23 protein-coding genes are annotated in these 24,729 nt (G+C 73.8%); 18 read left to right on the top strand and 5 right to left on the bottom strand.

Going from position 1 to position 24,729, the window contains the following annotated elements; all coding sequences use genetic code 11:
* From E1281_RS18540 to E1281_RS18565, 6 genes are all read left to right on the top strand, one after another.
* The coding region (locus tag E1281_RS18540; protein WP_131879852.1) for a WYL domain-containing protein at positions 1-661 on the top strand (661 nt) is incomplete at its 5' end.
* Positions 658-1,674, top strand: coding sequence for a WYL domain-containing protein (locus E1281_RS18545; RefSeq protein ID WP_131879854.1), 1,017 nt, complete (start codon positions 658-660; stop codon positions 1,672-1,674). The genes E1281_RS18540 and E1281_RS18545, both read left to right, overlap by 4 nt.
* 23 nt (positions 1,675-1,697) lie before the next feature.
* Positions 1,698-1,919, top strand: coding sequence for a hypothetical protein (locus tag E1281_RS18550; RefSeq protein WP_131879856.1), 222 nt, complete (start codon positions 1,698-1,700; stop codon positions 1,917-1,919).
* 24 nt (positions 1,920-1,943) lie between these two features.
* Positions 1,944-2,258, top strand: a complete 315-nt coding sequence (gene tatA / locus E1281_RS42605) for a Sec-independent protein translocase subunit TatA (protein WP_131879858.1) — start codon at positions 1,944-1,946, stop codon at positions 2,256-2,258.
* 91 nt (positions 2,259-2,349) lie between these two features.
* A complete protein-coding gene (gene tatC, locus E1281_RS18560) occupies positions 2,350-3,171 on the top strand; it encodes a twin-arginine translocase subunit TatC (RefSeq protein WP_131879887.1) in 822 nt (273 codons plus the stop codon).
* 94 nt (positions 3,172-3,265) lie between these two features.
* The gene (locus E1281_RS18565; protein ID WP_131879860.1) at positions 3,266-6,034 is read left to right on the top strand and encodes a DEAD/DEAH box helicase; all 2,769 of its coding nucleotides are present in this window, start codon (positions 3,266-3,268) and stop codon (positions 6,032-6,034) included.
* Positions 6,035-6,083: 49 nt separating this feature from the next.
* Here the strand turns inward: E1281_RS18565 and E1281_RS18570 are convergent, their stop codons facing one another.
* On the bottom strand, positions 6,084-6,944 hold the full coding sequence (locus E1281_RS18570) for an oxygenase MpaB family protein (protein WP_243717092.1): 861 nt from the start codon (positions 6,942-6,944) through the stop codon (positions 6,084-6,086).
* A 241-nt stretch (positions 6,945-7,185) separates the two neighbouring features.
* Here E1281_RS18570 and E1281_RS18575 point away from each other — a divergent pair, with 241 nt between their 5' ends.
* From E1281_RS18575 to E1281_RS18585, 3 genes are all read left to right on the top strand, one after another.
* The gene (locus tag E1281_RS18575; RefSeq protein ID WP_131879864.1) at positions 7,186-8,163 is read left to right on the top strand and encodes an ATP-binding cassette domain-containing protein; all 978 of its coding nucleotides are present in this window, start codon (positions 7,186-7,188) and stop codon (positions 8,161-8,163) included.
* The gene (locus tag E1281_RS18580; protein ID WP_131879866.1) at positions 8,160-9,002 is read left to right on the top strand and encodes an ABC transporter permease subunit; all 843 of its coding nucleotides are present in this window, start codon (positions 8,160-8,162) and stop codon (positions 9,000-9,002) included. Before E1281_RS18575 ends, E1281_RS18580 begins: the two co-directional genes overlap by 4 nt.
* Positions 9,003-9,316: 314 nt before the next feature.
* A complete protein-coding gene (locus E1281_RS18585; RefSeq protein WP_131879868.1) occupies positions 9,317-10,042 on the top strand; it encodes a DUF4142 domain-containing protein in 726 nt (241 codons plus the stop codon).
* A gap of 21 nt (positions 10,043-10,063) precedes the next feature.
* On the opposite strand, the gene E1281_RS18590 is transcribed toward E1281_RS18585, so the two are convergent.
* Together E1281_RS18590 and E1281_RS18595 are read right to left on the bottom strand one after the other, a co-directional pair.
* Complete coding sequence (locus tag E1281_RS18590) at positions 10,064-10,885, bottom strand: NAD-dependent protein deacetylase (protein ID WP_131879888.1); 822 nt, start codon at positions 10,883-10,885, stop codon at positions 10,064-10,066.
* Between the two features lie 115 nt (positions 10,886-11,000).
* A complete protein-coding gene (locus E1281_RS18595) occupies positions 11,001-11,972 on the bottom strand; it encodes a DUF3068 domain-containing protein (RefSeq protein WP_165958995.1) in 972 nt (323 codons plus the stop codon).
* A gap of 214 nt (positions 11,973-12,186) precedes the next feature.
* On the opposite strand from E1281_RS18595, the gene nirB reads away from it, so the two are divergent.
* The 6 genes from nirB (at position 12,187) to E1281_RS18625 (ending at position 18,570) form a co-directional block, all read left to right on the top strand.
* On the top strand, positions 12,187-14,685 hold the full coding sequence (nirB, locus tag E1281_RS18600; RefSeq protein WP_131879872.1) for a nitrite reductase large subunit NirB: 2,499 nt from the start codon (positions 12,187-12,189) through the stop codon (positions 14,683-14,685).
* A complete protein-coding gene (locus tag E1281_RS18605; RefSeq protein WP_243717095.1) occupies positions 14,682-16,184 on the top strand; it encodes an FAD-dependent oxidoreductase in 1,503 nt (500 codons plus the stop codon). Before nirB ends, E1281_RS18605 begins: the two co-directional genes overlap by 4 nt.
* A 68-nt stretch (positions 16,185-16,252) precedes the next feature.
* A complete protein-coding gene (locus tag E1281_RS18610) occupies positions 16,253-17,155 on the top strand; it encodes an amidohydrolase family protein (protein ID WP_131879873.1) in 903 nt (300 codons plus the stop codon).
* Positions 17,152-17,442, top strand: a complete 291-nt coding sequence (locus tag E1281_RS18615) for a DUF2470 domain-containing protein (protein WP_131879875.1) — start codon at positions 17,152-17,154, stop codon at positions 17,440-17,442. Before E1281_RS18610 ends, E1281_RS18615 begins: the two co-directional genes overlap by 4 nt.
* A gap of 142 nt (positions 17,443-17,584) precedes the next feature.
* Positions 17,585-18,247: a biliverdin-producing heme oxygenase gene (locus E1281_RS18620; RefSeq protein ID WP_131879877.1), complete on the top strand. Its 663-nt coding sequence runs from the start codon at positions 17,585-17,587 to the stop codon at positions 18,245-18,247.
* Positions 18,248-18,375: 128 nt separating this feature from the next.
* Positions 18,376-18,570: a hypothetical protein gene (locus E1281_RS18625; protein WP_131879879.1), complete on the top strand. Its 195-nt coding sequence runs from the start codon at positions 18,376-18,378 to the stop codon at positions 18,568-18,570.
* Between the two features lie 77 nt (positions 18,571-18,647).
* Here the strand turns inward: E1281_RS18625 and E1281_RS18630 are convergent, their stop codons facing one another.
* Positions 18,648-19,382, bottom strand: coding sequence for a Crp/Fnr family transcriptional regulator (locus E1281_RS18630; protein ID WP_243717097.1), 735 nt, complete (start codon positions 19,380-19,382; stop codon positions 18,648-18,650).
* A 311-nt stretch (positions 19,383-19,693) separates the two neighbouring features.
* A complete protein-coding gene (locus E1281_RS18635) occupies positions 19,694-20,614 on the bottom strand; it encodes a 5'-3' exonuclease (RefSeq protein WP_131879881.1) in 921 nt (306 codons plus the stop codon).
* 100 nt (positions 20,615-20,714) lie between these two features.
* On the opposite strand from E1281_RS18635, the gene E1281_RS18640 reads away from it, so the two are divergent.
* From E1281_RS18640 to E1281_RS18650, 3 genes are all read left to right on the top strand, one after another.
* Positions 20,715-21,824: a Xaa-Pro peptidase family protein gene (locus E1281_RS18640; RefSeq protein ID WP_243717099.1), complete on the top strand. Its 1,110-nt coding sequence runs from the start codon at positions 20,715-20,717 to the stop codon at positions 21,822-21,824.
* Between the two features lie 268 nt (positions 21,825-22,092).
* Positions 22,093-23,322, top strand: coding sequence for a sn-glycerol-3-phosphate ABC transporter ATP-binding protein UgpC (gene ugpC, locus E1281_RS18645; RefSeq protein ID WP_131879885.1), 1,230 nt, complete (start codon positions 22,093-22,095; stop codon positions 23,320-23,322).
* Positions 23,319-24,635 carry an ABC transporter substrate-binding protein gene (locus E1281_RS18650; RefSeq protein ID WP_207943347.1) on the top strand — a complete coding sequence of 439 codons (1,317 nt, stop codon included), beginning with the start codon at positions 23,319-23,321 and terminating at the stop codon, positions 24,633-24,635. Before ugpC ends, E1281_RS18650 begins: the two co-directional genes overlap by 4 nt.
* The last annotated feature ends 94 nt before the right edge of the window (positions 24,636-24,729 follow it).

The following is a 24,729-nucleotide window of genomic DNA, read 5'->3' on the forward strand; positions in this document are numbered from 1 at the left end:
GGTGGAGACCGACGCGCCGGCGGCGATCGGGATCGAGCCGCGCGTCAGCACCCAGGACCCGGCGTTCCCGGCGCTGTGGGAGGCGGTCCGCGACGGGCGGCCGGTGGCGTTCGACTACCGGGGGATCGGGCGGACGTCGGTGGCGCGGCGGCATCTGGAGCCGTGGGGCGTGGTGAGCCGCCGCGGCCGCTGGTACGTGGTCGGTTTCGACCGGGACCGCGAGGAGCAGCGGGTGTTCCGGCTGAGCCGCATCGTCGGCGACGTGGCGCCGGACGGTCCCGCCGGGTCGGTGACCGTCCCGGAGGGGGTGGACGTGCGGCGCATCGCGTTCGACTGGGGCGACCCGGTGAGCGAGCCGCGCCCGGCGACGGTGCTGCTGCGGGCGGGCGCGGCGCAGGGCCCGCGGCGGTGGGCCAGGGACGTGCGGCCCGCGCGGGACGGGCCCGCCGACGGCGAGTGGGACGAGGCGACGCTGACGTTCCGCGACGCGGACCGGTTCGCGCCGTACCTGGTGCGGTTCGCGGCGGACGTGGTGGTCCTCGACCCGCCGGACCTGCGGGACGCGGTGATCCAGCACCTGAAGTCGGTGCTGGCCGGAGAGCAGGGAGCGGCCGTGACGGACGAGGCGGACGAGGCGGACGAGGCGGTGCATGGGCGGTGACCGCGAAGGCGACACCGAAGGCGGCCGCGAAGGGCCCGGCGGCGACCTCGACGGACCGGCTGGCGCGGCTGCTGGCGCTGGTCCCGTACGTGGTGAACCGCGACTCGGTGGCGCTCGGCGAGGCCGCCGCCGCGTTCGGGGTGACCGAGAAGCAGCTGATCGACGACCTGAACATGCTGTGGTGCGTGGAGCTGCGGGCCCCGGACCCGTACTGCCCGATCGACCTGTCCTACGAGGGCGGGGAGATCACGGTGGCGGAGGCGGAGTCGATCGCGCGGCCGCTGCGGCTGAAGGTGGACGAGGCGTCGGCGCTGCTGGTGGCGCTGCGGATGCTGGCGGGCATCCCGGACCTGGACGACCGGGACGCGCTGAGCCGGGTGATCGCCAAGCTGGAGGGCGCGGCGGGCGCGGCGGCGTCGGTGGCGGGGCAGGTCGCGGTGGAGGTGGACGCGCGCGGCGGGTCCGGCGACCCCGGGCGCACCGGCCTGGGCGCGCTGCGCGACGCGATCGCGCGGGGCCGCCGCGTGCACCTGACGTACTACGTCCCGGCGCGGGACGAGAACACCGAGCGCGACGTCGACCCGATGCGGCTGCTGGTGGTGGAGGGCAACACCTACCTGGAGGGGTGGTGCCGCAGGGCGGAGGCGGTGCGGCTGTTCAAGCTGGACCGGATCGCCGACCTGGCGGTGCTGGACGTGCCGGCACGGGTGCCCGACGACGCCGAGCCGATCGACGTGGACGCGGGCCTGTTCCGGCCGTCTCCGGCCGACGAGGCGGTGACGCTGGAGCTGACGCCGCGGGGCCGGTGGGTCGCCGACTACTACCCGTGCGAGAGCGTCGAGGAGTTGGGGGAGGGGCGGCTGCGGGTGGTGCTGCGCACGCCCGACGCCCGGTGGGTGCGGGGGCTGGCGCTGCGGCTCGGCGACCAGGGCCGCGTCGTGGCGCCCGCGCGGCTGGCGTCGGAGATCCGCGAGGACGCGGTGCGGGCGCTGGCCCGCTACGGCATGGCGTGAGCGGATGGGTTAGCGTGGCGGGCGTGTCGTGGATCGCGGTGTCGGTGTCGCTGGGCTTCGCCGGCCTGGCCGTGCTCGCCTGGTGCGCGTTCAAGGTGTGGCTGGGCGTGCGGCGCTTCGGCCGTGAACTGGAGCGGACCAGGCGGAGGCTGGAGGCGGAACACGCGGCGCTGCGCGATGAAGTCTCGCGGATGGAGGGAACCCGGGCCACACAAGCGCCGCGAGACGGCGTACGATCGTCCTGAGCACCCCTGCTGAGAAGGATTGACATGGCTGGACTTGGCACGACCGAGATTCTGATCATCCTGGCGGTCGTACTGCTGCTGTTCGGATCGGCGAAGCTTCCGACGCTCGCGCGGTCCCTGGGCAAGTCGGCGCGGATCCTGAAGGCCGAGACCAAGGGCCTGCACGACGACGATGACGACGGCAAGTCCGGCAAGTCGGCGCAGGACGGCGCGCAGGCGCAGGACCAGGACCGGCCGGCCGGTGACGGCGGGCAGCGCTCCCGCGGCGCGATCGGCTCCGGTGAGCCGATCCAGGGCGTCCCGGTGTCGGACCCGGCCCGGATGCGCGACGGCGGCTGACCGCCGGCCGCGCGACGATCTCCCGACCCCCGAGCGAGCCTGAATGCCGACGATGAAGCTGGGCAGGCGCAATGCCTCCCCCGATGGCCGCATGCCCCTCGTGGAGCATCTCCGTGAGCTGCGCAACCGCCTGGTCAAGGCGATCCTCGCCTTCGTGGTCGGCGCGGTCGTCGGCTGGCTGCTGTTCGACCCGGTGTGGGACTTCCTCAAGCAGCCGTACTGCTCGCTGCCGCAGTCCCATGTGGTGGACAAGGACGAATGCTCCCTGTTCGTCAACGGGATCTTCTCCTCGTTCTTCCTGAAGCTCAAGATCGCCTGCATCATCGGCGCGGTCCTGTCCGCGCCGGTCTGGCTGTACCAGCTGTGGTCGTTCGTCGCGCCGGGCCTGTACGGGCGTGAGCGGCGCTGGACGTACGTGTTCCTGGGCGCGGCGGTCCCGCTGTTCTTCGTCGGCACCGCCCTGGCGTACGTGACCGTCGACAAGGGCCTGGCGATCTTCCTGGGGTTCATCGCCGACGACGTCCTGCCGCTGATCACCGTCGACAGCTACCTCGGCTACGTACTGACGATGCTGCTGGTGTTCGGGCTGACGTTCGAGCTCCCGCTGTTCGTGGTGGTCCTGAACCTGGCCGGGGTGCTGAGTTCGGAGCGGATCCGCAAGTCCCAGCGGATGATCCTCTTCGGCATCTTCGTGTTCGCGGCGGTCGCGACCCCGAGCGCCGACCCGTTCACGATGCTCGCGCTCGCGCTGCCGACCGTGCTGCTGTTCGAGGTCGCGGCGCTGCTCGCGTTCCTCAACGACCGCCGCCGCTCCCGGCACGACCCGTACGCGGAGCTGACGGACGACGAGGCGTCCCCGCTGGACCTGGAGGCGATCGACGCGGAGCTGGAGAAGGGCGGCCGCACCGGCTGACCCGCCGCCGGCCCGCCCCGGCCGGTGCGCGCCTCCGGCGTGGCGGGCGTGACCGATTGGGAATCGGGCCCGTCGAAACCGTAGGCTCGAAGGTATGACCTCCCCCGACACGACCGCGGCCGGGCAGAGCCCGGCCCAGCGGTACGCCGACTACCGCAGGCGCACCGCGGGAAGCGGCCCGGCGCTGCTGGACTTCCGCACCCTGTACGACTTCGAGCTGGACGCGTTCCAGATCGAGGCGTGCAAGGCGCTGGAGGACGGCAGCGGCGTCCTGGTCGCCGCGCCCACCGGGTCGGGCAAGACGGTGGTGGGGGAGTTCGCCGTCCACCTGGCGCTCAGCGGCGGCGCCAAGTGCTTCTACACCACGCCGATCAAGGCGCTGTCGAACCAGAAGTACGCCGACCTCGTCCGCCGCTACGGCCCCGAGAAGGTGGGGCTGCTCACCGGCGACAACAGCGTCAACGGCGAGGCCCCGGTCGTGGTGATGACGACCGAGGTCCTGCGGAACATGCTGTACGCGGGGTCGCAGACCCTCGCCGGGCTGGCGTTCGTGGTGATGGATGAGGTGCACTACCTCGCCGACCGGTTCCGCGGCGCCGTCTGGGAAGAGGTGATCATCCACGTCCCGGACTCGGTGCGGATCGTGGCGCTGTCGGCGACCGTCAGCAACGCCGAGGAGTTCGGCGAATGGCTCCAGGAGGTGCGCGGAGACACGGCCGTCATCGTGGACGAGCACCGTCCCGTCCCGCTGTTCCAGCACATGCTGGTCGGCACCCGCCTGTACGACCTGTTCGTGGACACGGGCAAGGAGAAGGACCGGCAGGCGCGGCTGAACCCGCAGCTGACCCGCATGGCGGTGGAGGAGGTCCGCCGCGCCAAGGTCAACCAGGGGCGCCGCACCGGACGGCGCCGCGCCGCGCGCCCGCAGCGGTTCCGCCCGCCGCCGCGGCCCGACGTGATCGAGCGGCTGGAACGCGCCGGGCTGCTGCCGGCGATCACGTTCATCTTCAGCCGCGCCGGCTGCGACGCCGCCGTCCTGCAGTGCCTGCACGCGGGGATCCGCCTCACCTCCAAGGAGGAGGCGGAGGAGATCCGCGCCCACGCCGGGCTGCGCACCGCCGACATCTCGCCCGAGGACCTGCGGATCCTCGGGTACGGCGACTTCCTCGCGGCCCTGGAGCGCGGCGTCGCCGCGCACCACGCCGGGATGCTGCCGACGTTCAAGGAGATCGTCGAGGAGCTGTTCACCCGCGGGATGATCAAGGCGGTGTTCGCGACGGAGACGCTCGCGCTCGGCATCAACATGCCCGCCCGCACCGTGGTGATCGAGAAGCTCGACAAGTGGAACGGCGAGGCGCACGTCGACCTGACCCCCGGTGAGTACACGCAGCTCACCGGGCGTGCCGGGCGGCGCGGCATCGACGTGGAGGGCCACGCCGTCGTGGTGTGGGGCCCGAACGTGGAGCCGGCGTCGGTCGCGGGCCTGGCCGGCACCCGCACCTACCCGCTGAACTCCAGCTTCCGGCCGTCGTACAACATGGCCGTCAACCTCGTCGGCGCCGTCGGCATCGAACGGGCCCGCACGCTGCTGGAGGAGTCGTTCGCGCAGTTCCAGGCCGACCGCGCCGTGGTGGGCCTGGCCCGGCAGGTGCACAAGAACGAGGAGGCCCTCGCCGGGTACGCGAAGGCGGCGGAATGCCACCTCGGCGACTTCATGGAATACGCGGCGATGCGCCGCCGCCTGTCGGACCGCGAGGCCGAGCTGTCGCGGGAGCGTTCCGGCGCCCGCCGCGCCGAGGCCGCCCGGTCCCTGGAGCACCTGCGGCCCGGCGACGTCATCATCGTCCCGTCGGGGCGGCGCTCCGGCCTCGCCGTCGTGCTGGACCCCGGCGTCGGCCGCCGCTCCGACGGGCCCGCGCCGCTGGTGCTGACGGTGAGCCGGTCGGTGCAGCGGCTGTCGATCCAGGACTTCCCCCGTGCCGTCGAACCCGTCGACCGCGTCCGCATCCCCAAGTCGTTCAGCCCCCGCAACCCGCAGGACCGCCGCGACCTGGCGTCCACGCTGCGCGCCAAGGTCCCCGAGGACGTGCGGGAGCGCAAGCGGTCCCGGGCCGACTCCGCCGCGCCCGACGACGCCGAGGTCACCCGGCTGCGCGCCGACCTGCGCCGCCACCCGGTGCACGCCTGCGACAAGAGGGAGGAGCACGCCCGGTGGGCCGAGCGGTACCACCGCCTTGACCGCGAGACCGAGCAGCTGCGGCGCCGCGTCGAGGGCCGCTCCCAGGTCATCGCGCGGACGTTCGACCGCGTCTGCGCCGTCCTGCAGCAGCTCGGGTACCTCGACGGCGACTCGGTCACCGAGGAGGGGCGCCGCCTGGGCCGCATCTACAACGAGCTCGACCTGCTCACCGCGGAGAGCCTGCGCGAGGGCCTGTGGGAGAAGCTCGGGCACGCCGAGCTGGCCGCGTGCGTGTCGGCGCTGGTGTACGAGTCGCGGCAGCCCGACGACGCGACGCCGCCCCGCACGCCGAACGGGCCCGCGCAGGACGCCCTGGCGGCGATGGTGCGGCTGTGGGGGCAGCTGGAGGCCGTCGAGCGCGACAACCGCGTCTCGTTCCTGCGCGAGCCCGACCTGGGGTTCGCGTGGACGGCGTACCGGTGGGCGAAGGGCGACGACCTCGACGAGGTCCTGCTCGAGAGCGACATGACCGCGGGCGACTTCGTCCGGGCCGTCAAGCAGCTCCTGGACCTGCTCGGCCAGGTCGCCGACGCGGCCCCGCCGAACAGCCACATCCGCAAGACCGCCCGCCGCGCGATGGACGCCATGCGGCGCGGGGTGGTGGCGTACTCGTCGGTGGGGTGACCGGCGGGCGGCGTAGGGCGGGCAGACCGGGCCTTCCGGGGGCACGGGGTCAGCCGCGGGCCCGGCGGCGGGAGCGGCGCGCCGACAGCGTGCGGTCGACGCGGTGGCTCGCCAGCTTGACCAGGATCGGCTGCGGCGGGCGCCGCAGCACCCGGGGCGTCAGATGGTGCAGGCCGGTGGCCGTGCGCAGCAGCAGGGCCGACGCGCGGCGGCGGCCGGGCGTCCACGGCAGCCCGAACTCCGCGCGCAGCGGCTCGGGCAGCAGCGCCGCCGTGAGCAGGCGGAAAACCGCCAGCCCCGGCGCCAGGACGCGCAGCTTGCGGGGCCACAGGACGGCGGCGGCGACCTCGCGTGCGGCGTCGGTGACCTCCAGCGCGGCGAGCGTCTCGGCCATGTAGGCGCGGAACTCGGCCAGGTCGGCGGGCTGCGACTCCAGCGGGCAGCCGAGCACCTCGGCCACGACGCGCGACTGGCGATAGTACTCCGCGGCCAGGCCGGGCTCGCCGTCGCCGGGCCGCATGACGTGCTCGTAGATGTGCAGGGCCGTGTCGATGAGGGTCGCGTTCACCCACATCTGCAGGTCCGGGTCGTTGCCGCTGTAGCCGTCGCCGCGGACCGCGGTGTGGATGCCGCGGACCTTGGCGGCGATCCGCCCGACCTCCTCGGGCGTCCCGAACGTGACGATCAGCAGGAAGTCCAGTGTCCCGAACAGCCGGGCCAGCGGCCGGTCGGCGAAGTCGCTGTGCTCGGCGACGCCGCGCGCCACCCGCGGGTGCGCGAGCTGCATCAGCAGGGCGCGGCCGGCGCCGAGGCCGATGAGCGGCTCGGCGGCGAGGGAGCGCAGCACGTCGCGGTCGGCGAGCCGCTCGGCGAGGCGCTCGGGCGCGGGGATCTGCGGGGTGGCGGGCACGGGACCTCCCGGGCGGTCGGACTGCCCGGTCATCCTCGCCCACTTATTGGCAGATCGTCAATAAGTGATCGCGGGGGCCCGTGGTTCGCCCCGCCGGCGCGCGAATACCCATCGGCGAGGACCGTCTCCCCCTGCGCAGGTCGTAGACGCCTCCACCGCAGGAAGGAACCATTCCCGGCTCTCTGGGCGCTAACGTGTTCCCGGTCACGATGTTCTCAGTGAGATACCAGGATGTGTGTGCATGATCGAGGCGGAGAACCTCACTAAACGCTATGGCGAAAAAACCGCCGTGGACGATCTGTCCTTCACGGTCGCACCAGGACGGGTGACCGGGTTCCTCGGCCCGAACGGTGCCGGGAAGTCGACGACCATGCGGCTGCTGCTCGGCCTCGACCGGCCGAGCGGCGGTGACGCGCGCATCCACGGCGTCCACTACCAGGACCTGCCCGCGCCGCTGCGCACCGTCGGTTCCCTGCTGGAGGCCAAGGCCGTCCACACCGGCCGCAGCGCCTACAACCACCTGCTGTTCCTCGCCCAGACCCAGGGCGTCGGCAAGAAGCGCGTCGACGAGGTCATCGACCTCGTCGGCCTCTCCGGCGTGGCCCGCAAGCGCGCCGGCGGCTTCTCCCTCGGCATGGGGCAGCGGCTCGGCATCGCCGCCGCGCTCCTCGGCGACCCGTCGGTGCTGATCCTCGACGAGCCCGTCAACGGCCTCGACCCGGAGGGCATCGTCTGGATCCGCACCCTCATGCAGCGGCTCGCGGCCGAGGGGCGGACCGTGTTCGTCTCCAGCCACCTCATGAACGAGATGGCCGTCACCGCCGAGCACCTCATCGTCATCGGGCGCGGCAAGCTCATCGCCGACTGCTCCACCGAGGAGTTCGTCGAGCGCAGCACCGAGCAGACGGTGATCGTCCGCAGCCCCGACGCCGCGCGGCTCGGCGACGTCCTGACCGCCGAGGGCGCCAAGGTCAGCCCCGACGGCGACGCGCTGCTCAGCGTCACCCACATGGAGGCGCCCCGCGTCGGGGAACTCGCCGCCGCGCAGGGCATCGTCCTGCACGAACTGACCCCCACGCGCGGGTCCCTGGAGGACGCGTTCATGGAACTGACCCGTGAGAGCGTCGAGTACGACGCGTCCGCGCCGCCCGTGCCCGGTGCGGCCCCGCCCGCGGCCGGCCCCGCGGCCGGCCCGGCCGGGACGGAGGAGGCCCGATGAGCGCCGCCACCACCGGAACCGCCGCGCGGCCCGCCGGGGACCCCGCCGCGTACCAGCGGCCCGGGTTCGGGCGGCTCCTCGTCGCCGAATGGACCAAGATCCGCACGGTCCGCTCCACCCTGTGGTCGCTGATCCTGCTGGTCGGCCTCAGCCTCGGGTTCACCGGCCTGCTCGTGGGGCTCATCTCCGCGACGTGGAACGACACCCCCGAGGGGGACCGGGCGGCGATCACCGCCGATCCGGTGAGCTTCATCCTCGGCAGCGGGTTCTTCGGACAGCTGGTCGTCTGCGTGCTCGGCGTCATGGTGATCTCCTCCGAGTACTCCACCGGCATGATCCGCGCCAGCCTGCTGGCGGTGCCGCGGCGGCTGCCGATGCTGTGGGCCAAGGCCCTGGTGTTCAGCGTGATCACCCTGGTCGCCGGGCTCGTGGTGTCGTTCACGTCGTACTTCCTCGGCTCGGCGATCCTCGGCGACAAGGTCGAGGTGGCCCTCGGCGACGACGGCGTCCTGCGCGCCGTCATCGGCGGCGGCCTCTACCTGGCGATGCTGGGCCTGTTCTCCCTGGCGATCGGCGCGATCGTGCGGCACACCGCCGGCGCCATCACCGGCGTGATCGGGCTGGTCCTGGTGGTGGGGCCGCTGGCGATGCTGCTGCCCGGCAAGATCGGCGACTACGTCTACGGCTACCTGCCCTCGGAGGCGGGCTACCTGATCACCAGCACCCAGCAGGGCGAGAACGACCTGCTGTCGCCCTGGCAGGGCTTCGGCGTCTTCGCCCTCTGGACGGCCGCCCTCCTCGCGCTCGCCGCGTTCCTCCTCAAGCGCCGCGACGCATGACCGGCGCCGCCGGGGACGTCCCCGCACCGGCCTGACGGAGGCCGGTGCGGGGGCGTCCCGGGCGCGCGGTCGAGGGACGAGGAGCACTCCACCCGCGGGTGCGCACGGACCCTGAGGGAGATGATGCGCGGGATGCCCGGCGGCGGAGGCGCCGGGGACGGCGTGCCGGACCCGCGTTCGCGCCCGGTGCCCGGCCCCGCCACCTCGCCGAGGTGCTCGCGGAGCAACCGGCCGGGGCGGGCGGGTGAACCGCGGCGCCGCCGCGTGCGTACCGCCCAGGTGACGTCCCTCTCCGACCGAAAGGACGGCGGCGCATGCGAGGACCCCGCCCGGCCACCGTGGCGGCGTGCGGGCTGGCCGCGGCGCTGCTGGCCGGCGGCTGCGAGCCGATGGGCCGCCAGTCGACCGACGGAGGCGCGGTGCCGCCTGCGCCGGTTATCAGCGGGGGCGGCGGAGCGCCGGGGAGCGGCGGCCAGGCCCCCGCCGCCGGTGAGGGGCTGCTCGCCGACGCCGACCGCCTCCTGCTCGTGCAGCTCAGGCAGGCGGCGCTGTGGGAGATCCAGGTGGGCCGGGCCGCCGCTCGCCGCGGATCCCAGGAGGCCGTCCGCAAGAACCTCGGCCAGATCGCGACCCGGCACATCCGGTTCGACGAGGTGAACCGCGCGACGGCGGCCCGGCTGAACGTCCCGCTGCCGGACGAGCCGACCGCCGAGCAGCAGAGCTGGATGTCGGAGATCACCGGCAAGTCCGGCACCGACTACGACAAGACCGCCGTCGCGCGGATGCGGACGGCGCAGGGGCAGCTGTACGCGCGGACCGCCGCGGTCCGCGCCAGCACCCGCAACACCGTGATGCGCCGGTACGCCCAGCGGGTCCAGGCCTTCGTCAACGGGCAGCTGAAGCTGCTGGAGTCGACCGGCTTCGTCACCGTCGACACCCTGCCCGACCCGCCGGCGGTCACCGGCGCGCCCCAGCCCGGGCGCCCGGGACGGCCGTCCCCGGCGCCCGCCGCGACGTCCGTGCTCCGCGGCGGCGGCTGACCGCGCCGCCGGCCCCGCGCGTCACCGTTCCCGCGGGCCGAGTTCGGCCAGCAGCGCCTCCAGCGTCGCGCCGAGCGGCGCGTCCATCGTGATCAGCGCGTGCTCGTCGCCCCGGGTGGCGCCCTGGTTGACGATGGCGACGGGGACGCCGTGCCGGGCCGCGTGCCGGACGAACCGGTACCCCGACAGCACCGTCAGCGACGACCCGAGCACCAGCAGCGCGCCCGCGCGCTCGGTCAGCGCGTAGCAGCCCCGGACGCGGCCCGGCGGCACGTTCTCCCCGAAGAAGATCACATCGGGTTTGAGGACGCCGCCGCACCGCTCGCAGTCCGCCACCCGAAACGTCCCGGTCTCCGCGTCGCCGAGGACGGCGTCGCCGTCGGGGTTGATCCGCGGGTCCGCGGCCCGGTCGTCCCAGCCCGGGTTGGCGGCCCGCAGCCGCTCGTCCAGCCGCGCCCGCGGTGTCCGCCGGCCGCACGACAGGCACAGCACCCGGTCGAGCGCGCCGTGCAGCTCGATCACGCCGGCGGCGCCGGCCGCCTGCTGGAGCCCGTCGACGTTCTGGGTGATGATCCCGGCGACCAGCCCCCGCGCCTGCAGCGCGGCGACCGCGCCGTGCCCGGCGTTCGGGCGGGCCGCGGCGACGTGCCGCCAGCCCAGATGGCTGCGGGCCCAGTAGCGGCGGCGCGCCGCGGCGGACCCGGTGAACTCCTGGTAGGTCATCGGGTCGGCCCGCCGCCGGCGGCCCGTCTCCCCGCGGTAGTCCGGGATGCCCGACTCGGTCGACAGGCCCGCGCCGCTCAGGACGACGACCTCGCCGTCCGAGACGAGGCCGGCCAGCATCCGCAGCCGCGCGGCCTCCCCGCCGCCGGCCCGGCGGCCTTCTGCAACCTGCGTCACCCCTCCATCCTGCACGACCGCGCCGAGTGCGCGTCCGCGGCGTCCCGCCCCCCGCCGGTCAACGGCCCGCCGCGGCGCGGGCGCGCCGGGAACCGCGCCGTGCGGGGCGCCGTCCCTCCCCGAACGTCAGGATCAGCCCGGCGACGACCGCCGGCAGGCCGAGCCCGACGGCGGCGAGGGGGAGGACGGCCTCCAGCAGCCGGATCTTGCCGGCGCCGTCGTCGGACTTGGCGCGCAGCTCCTCCCTGCTGTCCTGCGTCATCCGCAGGTCCAGGTCGGCGACGACGAGGCTGCCCGGCCCCTCCTTGGGCCGCAGCGTCGTCACCACGTGGCGCCGCTGGTCGACCGGGGCGCCGGTCCTCGGGTCGATCCAGTACGTGATGTCCGCCTGGTAGTAGCGGCTCGCCTCCACGGCGGGGCCGCCCCCGGGGCGCCCGAACAGCGCGGCGGGCAGCGCGGGCACGTCGCCGGCGACCTGCGTCGCCGGGACGCGCTGGACGAAGCGGTAGGTCAGCAGCCCGTCGACGCGCTCCTCCCCGTCGAAGACGACCGGCCAGGCGCGCCGGGTCCCGGTGTCGAACACCTCCAGGTCGTCCGTGCGCGCCTCCACCGGCCAGAAGAGCCCGATCCCGTCCATGCGGACGTTCGTGTCGCCCTGCACCGCGGCGCCGCAGCAGTCGCGCAGCTCCCCGGTCCTGCGGTCGAACGCGTACCGGGCGTTCTGGATCTCGATCCGGGTGCCGCGCGCCGCGTCCTGGACGATCGTGCCGCTGTCGTAGACGGCGACGTCGTCGCCGGAGGCCTCCACGTCTCCGCGGACGGTGCTGGTCACCGACACCGCGGCGCCGGTGCGGACCGTGAGCGACGAGGCGTCCAGATAGGAGGCGCCGTCCGCCTGCAGCCGCGTCACCTGGTAGACGTCCGTGGGCGCGCCGACGAGCGCGGGGGCGACGTAGAAGCGCACGAAGACGCCCGCCGCCACCAGGAACGTGCCGAGGCCGATCAGGGAAATGCCGATGATCCTTCGCACTGCCAGCCTCCCGGCCTGCCGTCGGACACCCGATTTTGTGAGATATGTCAATCTTGTGATCCTCCCGCGCCGGCCTCACGAATGGAACGCGTACCGCTCACGAACTCACAAAGCCGCGGCCCGCTCCCGGGCGTGGCGGCCGTGAGGCGCAGTTAACGTGCGGGTGACGTCCGGGATCCCTACGGGAAATACGGGCCGCCGAGGATCGGGGCTCATGGGAGCCGACAGGAAACCGGACAGGCGGCTGGTCGTGGCCGGCCACGGCCCGGCCTCGCACCGCCTGGTGGAGGCGCTGCGCGAGCGCGACACCGCGGGGACGTGGACGATCACCGTCATCGGCGAGGAGCCGCGCGCGGCCTACGACCGCGTCGCGCTGACGACCTACCTGGAGGGCGCCGGCCTGGCCCTCCCCGCGCACGGCGGCGAGGTCACGGTCGTCACCGGCGAGCGCGTCACCGCGATCGACCGCGCCGCCCGGACGGTCACCACCTCCGCCGGGCGCGTCGCCGCCTACGACGCGCTCGTCCTGGCCACCGGATCGGCGCCGTTCGTCCCGCCGGTCGAGGGCGCCGGCCTGCCGGGCGTGTTCACCTACCGCACCATCGGCGACCTGGACGCGATCCGCGAGTACGCGCGGGGGAGGACGACCGGCGCGGTCGTCGGGGGCGGCCTGCTCGGCCTGGAGGCCGCCCGCGCGATCCAGGGCCTCGGCCTGCGCAGCGGCGTCGTCGAGGTGGCGCCGTGGCTGATGCCGCGCCAGCTCGACGAGGGCGGCGGCGCGATGCTGCGCCGCCACATCGAGGGCCTCGGCATGGCCGTCCGCGCGGGCGTCGCCGTGCGCGCCCTGGAGGCGGGGGAGGACGGCGCGGTCCGGCGGATCGCGCTCGCCGACGGGACGGCCGTCGGCGCCGAGGTCGTGGTGTTCTCCGCCGGCATCCGCCCGCGCGACGAACTGGCCCGCGCCTGCGGCCTGCCGGTCGGGGAGCGCGGCGGGATCGTCGTGGACGCCTCGTGCCGCACCGAGGACCCCGCCGTCTGGGCGATCGGCGAGTGCGCCCTCGTCGGCGGGACCGTGTACGGGCTGGTCGGTCCGTGCTTCTCCATGGCCGAGGTCGTCGCGGACCGGCTCCTGTCGGAGGCGAGCACGGCCGTGTTCGAGGGCGCCGACCTGTCGACCAAGCTGAAGCTCATGGGCGTGGACGTCGCCAGCTTCGGCGACCCGTTCGCGGGCGCGGAGGGGGCCCTCGGCGTCACCTACACCGACCCCGTCGCCGGCGTCTACAAGCGGCTCGTCGTCAGCGACGACGCGCAGACCCTCCTCGGCGGCGTCCTCGTCGGCGACGCCGAGTCGTACGGGACGCTACGCGCCTGCGTCGGCGGCGGCCTGCCGGGCACGCCCGAGCAGATGCTGTTCGGCGGGACCGAGACCGCCGGCGGCGACCTGCCCGGCGCGACCGTCATCTGCTCCTGCAACAACGTCACCGCCGAGGGCATCCGCGGCGCGATCTCCGACCACTCCCTCACCGACGTCGCGGGCGTGAAGGACTGCACCAGGGCCGGCACGAGCTGCGGAAGCTGCGTCCCCCTGGTCAAGAGGCTCCTGGACGCCGAGCTGACCGCCGCCGGGATCGAGGTCGGCACCGCCATCTGCGAGCACTTCGCGCACAGCCGCGCCGAGCTGTTCGACATCGTCCGCGCCGGGCGCGTCACCAGCTTCACCCAGCTCGTCCAGGAGCACGGGACGGGCCGCGGCTGCGACATCTGCAGGCCCGCCGTCGCGTCCATCCTGGCGAGCCTCGGCAACGGCCACATCCTGGAGGGCGAGCAGGCGGCGCTGCAGGACACCAACGACCACTTCCTCGCCAACCTGCAGAAGAACGGCACGTACTCGGTGGTGCCGCGCGTCCCCGGCGGGGAGATCACCCCGGAGAGGCTCATCGTGATCGGCGAGGTCGCCCGCGACTTCGGCCTCTACACCAAGATCACCGGCGGGCAGCGGATCGACATGTTCGGCGCCCGCGTCGAGCAGCTCCCCGAGATCTGGCGGCGGCTCGTCGACGCCGGGTTCGAGTCCGGGCACGCCTACGGCAAGGCGCTGCGGACGGTGAAGTCGTGCGTCGGGTCCACCTGGTGCCGCTACGGCGTGCAGGACTCGGCCGCCATGGCGATCCGCCTCGAACTGCGGTACCGGGGGCTGCGCGCCCCGCACAAGCTGAAGTCGGCCGTGTCCGGATGCGCCCGCGAGTGCGCCGAGGCGCAGAGCAAGGACTTCGGCGTCATCGCCACCGAGAACGGCTGGAACCTCTACCTCGCCGGGAACGGCGGCATGCGGCCGCGCCACGCCGACCTGTTCGCCACCGACCTCACCGACGAGGAGCTCATCACCTGCATCGACCGGTTCCTGATGTTCTACATCCGCACCGCCGACCGGCTGCAGCGCACCGCGACCTGGCTGGAGTCCCTCGACGGCGGCCTGGACTACCTCCGCGAGGTCATCGTCGACGACCGGCTCGGCATCTGCGCCGACCTCGACGCCGCCATGGAGCGCCACGTCGCCGCCTACTCCGACGAATGGCGCGACACCCTCGACGACCCCGACCGGCTCCGCCGGTTCGTCTCGTTCGTCAACGCCCCCGGGACCCCCGACCCGAGCATCGGGTTCGAGGTCGAGCGCGACCAGATCAAGCCCCTGCCCCTGGAGGTGAAGCGGTGAGGACCGCGCGGAAGGCGGGCGAGGCGGGGATCGTCGTCGTCGGGAACGGCATGGCGGGGTCGCGGTTCGTGGGAGAGCTGTGCTCCCGTGACCGCGACACGCCCGTGACGGTGTTCGGCGCGGAGCCGCAGCGCCCCTACAACCGGGTCCTGCTGTCGAACGTCCTGGCCGGCATGACGCGCCCCGACCACATCAGCCTGGTCGACGCCCCCTGGTACGCCTCGCACGGCGTCGACGCGCGCCTCGGCGTGGAGGTGACCCGCGTCGACCGGGCGGCGAAGACCGTCCACGCCGCGGACGGGACCGTCACCCCGTATGGGACGCTCGTCCTCGCCACCGGCAGCACCGCGTTCATCCCGCCCATGCCCGGCCTGGAGGACGGGCTGCCCGCGGGCGCGCTGGTGTTCCGCACCCTGGACGACTGCCGCCGCATCTCCGAGCTGGCCGAGTCGGCGCGCCGCGCCGTCGTCGTCGGCGGCGGGCTCCTCGGCATCGAGGCCGCCCGCGGGCTGGCGGGCCGCGGCCTGGACGTGACCGTCCTGCACCTGGCCGGGCACCTCATGGAACGCCAGCTCGACCCGGCCGCCGGGCGGGTCCTGGCCCGGACCCTGGCGGCCCTCGGCATCGGCACCCGGCTGCAGGCCGACGTCGCGGCCCTGCGGACCGCCGGCGGGACGGTCACCGGCGTCGAGCTGGCCCTGTCCGGCGGCGGGACCGAGGCCGTCGACGCCGATCTCGTCGTCCTGTCGTGCGGCGTCCGGCCCGAGGTGTCCCTCGCCCGCGGCGCGGGCCTCGCCGTCGGCCGCGGCGTGCTCGTCGACGACGAGCTGCGCTCGGTCACCGACCCGTCCGTCCGCGCCATCGGCGAGTGCTCCGAGCACCGCGACGAGGTGTACGGCCTGGTCGCGCCCGCGTGGGAGCAGGCGGGCGTCCTCGCGGGGCTGCTGGCCGGCACCGACCCCGCGGCGCGGTTCACTGGCGCCCGGCAGATCACCCGCCTCAAGGCCGCCGGGATCGAGCTGGCCTCGATGGGCGAGACGCACTTCGGCGACGACGACGACGGCGTGGAGGTCGTCCGGTTCACCGACGCGGCCCGCGGCACCTACAAGAAGGCGGTCATCCGGGACGGGAGGCTCATCGGCGCGATCCTGATCGGCGAGACCTCCGCCGCCGGGACGCTCACCCAGCTCTACGACCGCGCCGCGCCGCTGCCCGCCGAGCGGCTCGGGCTGCTGTTCCCCGGCCTCGGCGCCGCCGCCGAGGCGCCGTCGCCGCTGCGCATGCCGGACGCCGCGACCGTCTGCCAGTGCAACGACGTCAGCAAGGGCCGGATCCGCGCCTGCTGGCAGGCGGGCGCCCGCACCGCCGCCGACGTCGCCCGCGAGACCAGGGCGACGACCGGCTGCGGAGGCTGCCGCGACGCGGTGGAGGGCATCGTCGCGTGGCTGGACGAGCAGGAGTCCGCGCTGGACGGGCAGGAGGCCGCCGACGTGGCCTGAACCGCGGCGGGTAGGCTCCGCCGCATGGCGGTCCACACCCCGATCCGGCCCTGACGCGGGAGGCGTTCATGCTCGACGGACGTCCGCTCATCGACGCGCACGTGCACGCCGCCCGGCTCCCGACCCTGCCCCCGGCGTGGCGCCAGTGGGCCGAGGAGTTCGGCTCCGCCCACCCCTGGCAGGACCTCTACGACGCCGACGGCACCCTCGTCCCCGAGAGGGTCGACGCCTACTTCGAGCGCGAGGGCGTCGACATCGCCCTCCTGCTCTGCGAGTACAGCCCCAAGACGACCGGCATGCAGCCCATCGAGGACCTGGCGCCCCTGCTGAAGCACAACCCGCGCCGCTTCAGGCCCATCGCCAACGTCAACCCGCACCTGCACTACCCGATCGGCGCCGAGGTCGAACGGCAGCTCGGATTCGGCGCCGCCGCGCTGAAACTGCATCCCGTGCACGGCGGGTTCGGCGTGGCCGACCCGGACCTGTACCCCGCCTACGAGGTGTGCCGCGACGCGGGCGTCCCCGTCGTCGTCCACTGCGGGACCAGCTCGTTCCCCGGCTCGGCCAACCGCCACGCCGACCCGGCGCCGGTCGACGACGTGCTGCGGCTGTTCCCCGGCCTGACGTTCGTGCTCGCGCACGGCGGCCGCGGCTGGTGGTACGACGCCGCCGCCTTCCTCGCCCTGTCCCGCGACAACGTGTGGATCGAGCTGTCCGGGCTGCCACCGCGCCGCCTGCCCGAGTACTACGGGCGCCATGACCTGCGGCGCCTCGCCCGCAGGTTCATCTTCGGCACGGACTGGCCGGGCGTGCCCGGCGTCGCGCGCAACGCCCGCGCCATCGCCGCGCTCGGCCTGGACGAGGAGACCGTCTCGCTCGTCCTCGGCGGCAACGCCCTCCGCGTCTACAAGGGCCTGTCCGTCCGGCCCCCGGTTCAGCCCAGCCCTGAAGGAAAGGATGTTTCCCGATGACCGACACGGGCCCCTTCACCGACGACGTCGTGCACCAGATCATGCGGCACATGAACGACGACCACGCGGCCGACTGCCTGACGATCTGCCGGGCGCTGGCCGGCCGCCCCGGCGCCACCGCGGCGCGGATGACCGGCATGGACGCCGACGGCATCGACTTCGCCGTCACCGACGGCGGCGCCGAGCATCCCGCGCGGATCCCGTTCAGTGAACGCCTCACCGAACGCGTCCAGGTCCGCCACGAGGTCGTCCGGATGACGGAGGCCGCACGCGCGGCGGCGCACTGAGCGCGGCGCCCAGCGGGTGACTGGACGTTCCCGACGCTCCGTCGGTAAAGTAACCGACGTCACGTCGGGAAACTCGACCGCAACACCTTCCCGGATGAGTTAGGTAAGGCTAGCCTAATTCCCGGAGCGAAGGAGGGGCCGGATGGACAGTGCCCGTACCGACGAGGCCTTCTCGGCACGGCTGAGGAGCGCAACGTGGAGCGACCACGGCGACAACGAGACGTCCGCCTACATGAGCGCGCTCGTCGAGGGCCGCCTCGGCCGCGACGAGTACGCGGTCCTCGTGGCGCAGCTCCACCCCGTCTACGAACTGCTGGAGGAGGCCGCCGACCGGATGGCCTCCGACCCCGCCGCGGGCCCGTTCGACCTTCCCGGCCTGCGCCGTCTCGACGCCCTGGAGGCCGACCTGGCCTTCTTCTACGGGCCCCGCTGGCGCGCCAGGATCGAGCCGAACGCGTCCACGGCGCGCTACTGCGACCGGCTGCGCGAGGTGTGCGCCACCTGGCCGGGCGGCTTCGTCGCCCACCACTACACGCGCTACATGGGCGACCTGTCCGGCGGCCAGTACATCGGCTTGCAGGTCCGCAAGACCCTGGACCTGTCCGCGGGCGACGACGGCGTCCGCTTCTACCGCTTCCCCGGCAAGCCCAAGGCGTACAAGGACCGGTACCGCGCCCTCCTGGACGCCGCCCCGTGGGACGCCGCCGAGCAGGAGCGCGTCATCGGCGAGGTCAAGACCGCCTACCGGCTCAACGCCGACGTCACGGCCGAACTCGGCGAGAGCATCCGCCCCAGCACCGCCTGATCCGGTCCGGGCATCCGGATGCCGGGGTTTCGGCCCGCCGGAGAGCCTTCGCGGTTTGCGTGGGGGCTGAGCGGACATCGAAGGGGCCCTGGGGCGACCGAAGCCCCCGATACGACCGGAGGCCCCCCATGCTCGCGATCGCCGCCGCGGCCGTCTTCGCACTCGCGCTGCTCTTCGACCTGGCCGACCTCTCCTCGGACGCCATCAACAACGGGACGCTGACCGTGCTCGGCCTGCTGCTGATCTCGCTGCACTTCGCCGGCGTCGGGACGAACACGAACTGGCGCCCGCGCACCCGAGGCCGCACCCGCACCCGCCGCTGATCCGCCCCCCGGTAGCGGCGGCCGGTGTGGCGTCGCCTCACTAAAAATCTACAACGTAAAGGCGCCCGGCCGTCCGCTCACAGGCGCCCCCGGGCGAAGGCCCGCAGGCCCGCCGGGTCCACGATGGTGATCTTCCGGCGGCCGGTGCGCACCAGGCCCGCGCCGCGCAGGGTCCCGAGCGCCCGCGCGACGGTCTCCCGGGAGGAGTCCATCCAGCTGCCGAGCTCCTCCTGGGACAGCGGCGGGCCGATCACGACGGCGCCGGACGGGTCCGCGGGGGCGAGCCGCGCCGACCGTTCCGCCAGGTCGGCCAGCAGGATCGCCAGCCGCTGCGCGCCCTGCGCGGACGCGTGCGCCTGCAGCCTGCGGCCGGCGTCGTCGAGGCGGCGCACGAACGTGCCGCTGACCAGCATCCACACGCCGGGATGGGCGTCCAGGAAGCCGGTGAACCGGGGGGCGGGCACGACCAGCGCCCGGACCGCGCCGAGCGCCGCCACGGTCGCCGAGCGCTCCCGCCCGCCGAGCACGGCGCTCTCGCAGACCAGCTCGCCCGGCCCCCGGACGGCCAGCACCACCTCGTGGCCGTCCTCGCTGGAGGAGGTCACCTTGGCCCAGCCGGACTCGATGATGATGAGGTGGTCGGAATCGTCGCCCTGGTAGCACAGCGGCGCCCGCGGCTGGTACCGCCGCGGCCGCGCGACCTGCCGGAGCGCCGCGCGCTCCGCGTCGTCGAGCGCGTTCCAGAACGCGCCGCCGGCCCCGGCCGGGCCGCCGCGCGCCGCCGTCCTCCGTGTCAGCAGGTGCTCGCTCACGGGTGTGCGTCTCCGGTTCGAGGGGTCGGGTGAACCGGTACCCGCGGCAGTTGGGGGGAGTGGGGCGGTGAGGCCCAGTGCCGCGGGTACCGGTCGCTCATGCGGCCGCCGCGCGAGCGGCGGTCATCGCCCGCTCCCGCGACGGTGTGCACCGAGTTGACGGTGTGCACCGACTGGACGGTGTGCACTGATTGCATGTCCCAATGAGAACCCCTCACTGGGTATGAATGCTGCACGCGTGAGAACGCCGTGTCTGCGTCATCTGACACTTATGGCGAAAATTGCAGCGGCGGCCGGCGCGCCGGCCGGGGTCACCGGGCGAGGGCGTTGAGCAGGCGGTTGACGGGGCTGCCGAGGTTCCAGCGGTCGGCCAGCGCGATGAGGGCCTCGGGGTCGCGCGCCCCGGAGGGCAGCCGGTCGTCCAGCGCCGCGAGCTCGGGCGCGTCGATGTCGGTGACCACCCGGACGACGGTCTCGGCGGCGGCCAGGTAGTCGCGCGCGGCCTCCATCCGGCGCCGCGCGCCCGCCGGGAACCCCTCGTCGGTGCCGGAGTCGAGGGCGGCGAGGATCCCCTCGACCGACCCGAACCGGGTGACCAGCGCGGCGGCGGTCTTGTCGCCGACGCCCGGGACGCCGGGGAGCCCGTCGCTGGGGTCGCCGCGCAGCGTCGCGTAGTCGCCGTAGCCGCGGCCCGGGATGCCGTACTTGGCCGCGATCTCCTTCTCGCCCATCACCTGGAGGTTCCGGATGCCGCGCGCCGTGTACAGGACGGCGACGGGGGCGCGGTCGTCGACGAGCTGGAACAGGTCGCGGTCCCCGGTCACGATGTCGACCGGGCCTTCCGCCGCGCCGCGCACCGCCAGGGTCCCGATGACGTCGTCGGCCTCGTAGCCGGGGACGCCCGTGCGCGCCAGCCCGACCGCGTCGAGCACGGCGTCGATGACGGGCAGCTGCGCCTCCAGCGCGCCGGGCGTCTGGTCGCCGCCGCCCTCGGCGACCCGGTGCGCCTTGTAGGACGGCAGCGCCGCCACCCGGAACTCGGGCCGCCAGTCGGCGTCCATGCAGCAGACGAGCCGGTCCGGCGACCGGTCCTGGACGAGCCGCGCGATCATGTCGATGAGTCCGCGCACCGCGTTCACCGGCGTCCCGTCGGGCGCGGTCACCGACTCGGGGACCCCGAAGAAGGCGCGGAAGTACAACGACGGCGTGTCCAGCAGCATCAGCCCGCTCATGCGCCACATGCTCCCACGCGGGCGGCGGCGGCCGCGGCGGGACGCGCCTCTGGGATCCTGGTACCGGCCACTGGAGAGGATCGGAGATATGGAGACGGGTGTGACGACGGAGTTGTATCCGCCCGAGCGGCTCGGTCTGGCGCGGGACGCGGCGGCGGCGGCGGGCCTCGGCGCGGTGCTGCTGACGCCCGGCCCGGACCTGCGGTACGTCACCGGGTACGACGCCAAGGAGCTGGAGCGGCTCACCTGCCTGGTCGTCCCGGCGGACGGCGAGGCGTTCCTGGTCGTCCCGCGGCTGGAGCTGCCCGCGGCGCGGGAGTCGCCGGCCGGGTCGCTCGGCGTCGAGCTGGTGCCGTGGGACGAGACCGCCGACCCGTACGCGCTGGTCGCCGGGCGGCTGCCCCGCGGCGTGGCGACGGTCGGCCTGGCCGACCGGATGTGGGCGGTGATGGCGCTGCGGTTCCGGACCGCGATGCCGGGCGCCGAGCAGGTCGCGGCCGGGGGAGTGCTCCGGGGGCTGCGGATGCGCAAGAGCGCCGCCGAGGTCGCCGCGCTGCGGGAGGCGGGCGCGGCGATCGACCGCGTGCACCGCCGCGTGCCCGGGTTCGTCAGGGAGGGCCGCACCGAGCGTGAGGTCGCCCGCGACATCGCCGACGCGATCATCGCCGAGGGGCACTCCCGCGTCGACTTCGTCATCGTCGGGTCCGGGCCGAACGGCGCGAACCCGCACGCGGAGCCGTCGGACCGGGTCATCCGCGCCGGCGAGCCGGTCGTCGTCGACATCGGCGGGACGATGCCGAGCGGCTACTGCTCGGACTCGACCCGCAACTACTGCGTGGGCGAGCCGCCCGCCGACTACCGGAAGTACTACGAGGTGCTGGAGGAGGCGCAGCGGGCGTCCCGCGCCGCGGTCCGCCCCGGGGCGACCCCCGAGGCGGTGGACGCCGCCGGGCGCGACATCATCGCGGCGGCCGGCCACGCCGAGCACTTCTTCCACCGCACCGGGCACGGCATCGGGCTGGAGTCGCACGAGGACCCCTACATCGTCGCGGGCAACCGCGAGGCGCTGGAGCCCGGCATGGCGTTCTCGATCGAGCCGGGCATCTACCCCGGCCCGCACGGTGCGCGCATCGAGGACATCGTGGTGTGCACCGAGGACGGCCACGAGCCGATGAACGTCACCGAGCGCGGCCTGGTGATCGTGGGCTGACCCCTTCTGGAGCGGGCACCCGAACGGGGGCGCGGACGGGTTTCCGTCCGCGCCCCCGCGTGGTTTCGGACGGCGGGAATCCGCGGAAAATACGGGTCGGTAACAATCTCTGCACCAAATGTGTCAGCGGGCACTGTGCGTATTGCGGCGCGGCACGTCGGCCATGTACCCCTTCGTAGTTACGCGGGGGTAAGTCCTGGATCTTCCGCTCACTCGGGCCCTTCCTGCGGGGCCGGACGAGTTCGTGCCGCAACGAAGAGGAGACGCCGTGGCAGAGGTCGACCTGACCAGCGTCGGGAAGGTCTATCCCGACGGCACGCGGGCCGTGACCGACCTGAACCTCCACATCGAGGACGGGGAGTTCCTCGTCCTGGTGGGCCCGTCGGGCTGCGGCAAGACGACCGCGCTGCGGATGGTCGCCGGCCTGGAGGACATCACCGAGGGCGAGGTCACGATCGGCGGCCGGGTCGTCAACCGGGTGCCCGCCCGGGACCGCGACGTGGCGATGGTGTTCCAGAGCTACGCCCTCTACCCGCACCTGTCGGTGCGCGACAACATCGGGTTCGGGCTGTCGCTGCGCAAGCTGCCGAAGGCCGAGATCCGGGAGCGGGTCGACCGCGCCGCGCAGACCCTCGGCCTCACCGAGCACCTGTCGCGCAAGCCCCGCAACCTGTCGGGCGGGCAGCGGCAGCGGGTCGCGATGGGCCGCGCGATCGTCCGCGAGCCGCAGGCGTTCCTGATGGACGAGCCGCTGTCCAACCTCGACGCCAAGCTCCGCGTCCAGATGCGCGCCGAGATCGCGCGGATCCAGCGCGACCTCGCGGTCACCACCGTCTACGTCACCCACGACCAGACCGAGGCGATGACGCTCGGCGACCGCGTCGCGGTGATGAAGAAGGGCGAGCTCCAGCAGGTCGCGCCGCCCCAGGAGCTCTACGACAGGCCCGCGAACCTGTTCGTCGCCGGGTTCATCGGCTCACCGGCCATGAACCTGCTGAGGGGCACGCTGTCGGGGGACGCGGAGAACCCGCGCCTGGAGATCGGCGACACGACCCTGACGCTTCCGGCCGCGGTGCTGACCGAGCGCCCGGCGCTGGCGTCCCGCCTCGGGCAGGACGTCGCCGTCGGCATCCGCCCCGAGGACATGGAGGACTCCGAGCTCGTGGAGGCCCCCGAGGGCGCCACGCTGACCTCCACCGCCGATCTGGTCGAGGCGATGGGCTCGGACGTGCTCGTCCATTTCACGGTCGAGGCCGCCCAGGTCGTCACCGAGGACACCAGGGAGCTCGCCCGCGACGCGGGGACCGACGTGCTGGGGCACCTGGAGAGCCCCCGCACCGACCTGGTCGCGCGGTTCAGCCCGCGCACCCGCGTGAAGGTCGGCGACCCGGTGACGATCCGCGTCGACACCGGCCGCCTGCACTTCTTCGATATCGAGTCCGGCGCGTCGATCTGGGCAGCAGACGACGCCGGTCCGCCCAGGGAGGATGAAGGATGAGGGTTACCAGGCGTGTGATGGGGGCCGCCGCCGCGGCGGTCCTCCTGTCCTCGGCGGCCGCGTGCGGCGGCGACGACGGCGGCGACGGGTCCGCGCCCGCCGGCGGCGGGGCGCTGAAGGGCACCACGATCGAGGTCGCGGCCAAGTGGACCGGCCCCGAGGAGCAGAACTTCCGCAAGGTCCTGGACGCGTTCGCGAAGAAGACCGGCGCGACGGTCAACTACGCCTCCACCGGCGAGAACACCGACGCGTTCCTCGGCCCGCGCATCTCGGCCGGCAACCCCCCGGACGTGGCGATCCTGCCGCAGCCGGGCCTGATGCGGCAGTACGCGGGCAAGAAGCAGCTCAAGCCCCTCGGGGCGGACGTGGTGGCGGAGGTCGACAAGAACTTCGCGCCGTACTGGAAGGAACTGGGTTCCTCCGGCGACCAGACCTACGGCGTGATGGTCAAGGCCGCCTACAAGTCGATCCTGTGGTACAGGCCGCAGGCGTTCTCCGACGCCGGCGTCCAGCCGCCCGCGACGTGGGCCGACCTGGTCAAGGCGTCGACCACCCTGCAGAACGCGGGCACCACGCCGTTCACGCTGGCCGCCGGGCCGGACGACTCCTGGACGCTGACCGACTGGTTCGAGAACGTCTACCTGTCGACGGCCGGGCCGGAGAACTACGACAAGCTGGCCGAGCACGAGATCAAGTGGACCGACCCGACGGTCGGCAAGGCGCTGGAGACGCTCGCGCAGATCTGGGGCGAGCCCGACCTCCTCAACGGCGGCGTCGCGACCGCGACCAAGACCAAGTTCGACGAGTCGGTCACGCAGGTGTTCGGCCAGGAGAGGGCCGCCATGGTCTACGGCGGCGACTTCGCCGCCGCCAACATCGCCACCACCGAGGCCAAGGTCGGGACCGACGCCAAGGTGTTCGCCTTCCCCAAGGCCGGCGGCACCGCCCCGGCGATCCTCGGCGGCGACGTCGCGGTCGCGCTGAAGGACGGCAAGGGCGCGCAGGAGCTGATGAAGTACCTCGCCTCGCCCGAGGCCGGCAAGGTCTGGGCCGGGCTCGGCGGCTACCTGACGCCGAACAAGAACGTCCCGCCGGACGCCTACTCCGACCCGATCGCCAAGCAGCTGATCGGCCAGCTCCAGCAGGCCGGCGAGGCCGCCCGCTACGACATGTCCGACCTCACGCCCGCCGCGTTCGGGGCGACCCCCGGCGACGGCATGTGGGAGGCGCTGCGCGGCTTCGTGCAGAACCCGTCCGACGTCGAGGGCACCCAGGAGAAGCTGGAGGCCGAGGCGGCCGAGGCCTACAAGTAGGACAAGCAGGAGAATTCTGAATGAAGGCTCCGAAAGACGGGGTGCCGCCGGCCGCCACGGCCGGCGCCGCCGCCGCCGTCGCCGAACCCGCCCC

Source organism: Actinomadura sp. KC345 (assembly GCF_004348515.1).
GTDB lineage: Bacteria > Actinomycetota > Actinomycetes > Streptosporangiales > Streptosporangiaceae > Spirillospora.

Excerpts from the sequence above, each read along its gene's own strand:
- tatA (WP_131879858.1), top strand. The coding sequence starts at position 1,944 with ATGGCTGGACTTGGCACGACCGAGATTCTGATCATCCTGGCGGTCGTA.
- tatC (WP_131879887.1), top strand. The coding sequence starts at position 2,350 with ATGCCCCTCGTGGAGCATCTCCGTGAGCTGCGCAACCGCCTGGTCAAG.
- E1281_RS18565 (WP_131879860.1), top strand. The coding sequence starts at position 3,266 with ATGACCTCCCCCGACACGACCGCGGCCGGGCAGAGCCCGGCCCAGCGG.
- E1281_RS18575 (WP_131879864.1), top strand. The coding sequence starts at position 7,186 with ATGATCGAGGCGGAGAACCTCACTAAACGCTATGGCGAAAAAACCGCC.
- E1281_RS18580 (WP_131879866.1), top strand. The coding sequence starts at position 8,160 with ATGAGCGCCGCCACCACCGGAACCGCCGCGCGGCCCGCCGGGGACCCC.
- E1281_RS18585 (WP_131879868.1), top strand. The coding sequence starts at position 9,317 with ATGCGAGGACCCCGCCCGGCCACCGTGGCGGCGTGCGGGCTGGCCGCG.
- E1281_RS18590 (WP_131879888.1), bottom strand. The coding sequence starts at position 10,885 with ATGCTGGCCGGCCTCGTCTCGGACGGCGAGGTCGTCGTCCTGAGCGGC.
- nirB (WP_131879872.1), top strand. The coding sequence starts at position 12,187 with ATGGGAGCCGACAGGAAACCGGACAGGCGGCTGGTCGTGGCCGGCCAC.
- E1281_RS18610 (WP_131879873.1), top strand. The coding sequence starts at position 16,253 with ATGCTCGACGGACGTCCGCTCATCGACGCGCACGTGCACGCCGCCCGG.
- E1281_RS18615 (WP_131879875.1), top strand. The coding sequence starts at position 17,152 with ATGACCGACACGGGCCCCTTCACCGACGACGTCGTGCACCAGATCATG.
- E1281_RS18620 (WP_131879877.1), top strand. The coding sequence starts at position 17,585 with ATGGACAGTGCCCGTACCGACGAGGCCTTCTCGGCACGGCTGAGGAGC.
- E1281_RS18625 (WP_131879879.1), top strand. The coding sequence starts at position 18,376 with ATGCTCGCGATCGCCGCCGCGGCCGTCTTCGCACTCGCGCTGCTCTTC.
- E1281_RS18635 (WP_131879881.1), bottom strand. The coding sequence starts at position 20,614 with ATGAGCGGGCTGATGCTGCTGGACACGCCGTCGTTGTACTTCCGCGCC.
- E1281_RS18650 (WP_207943347.1), top strand. The coding sequence starts at position 23,319 with ATGAGGGTTACCAGGCGTGTGATGGGGGCCGCCGCCGCGGCGGTCCTC.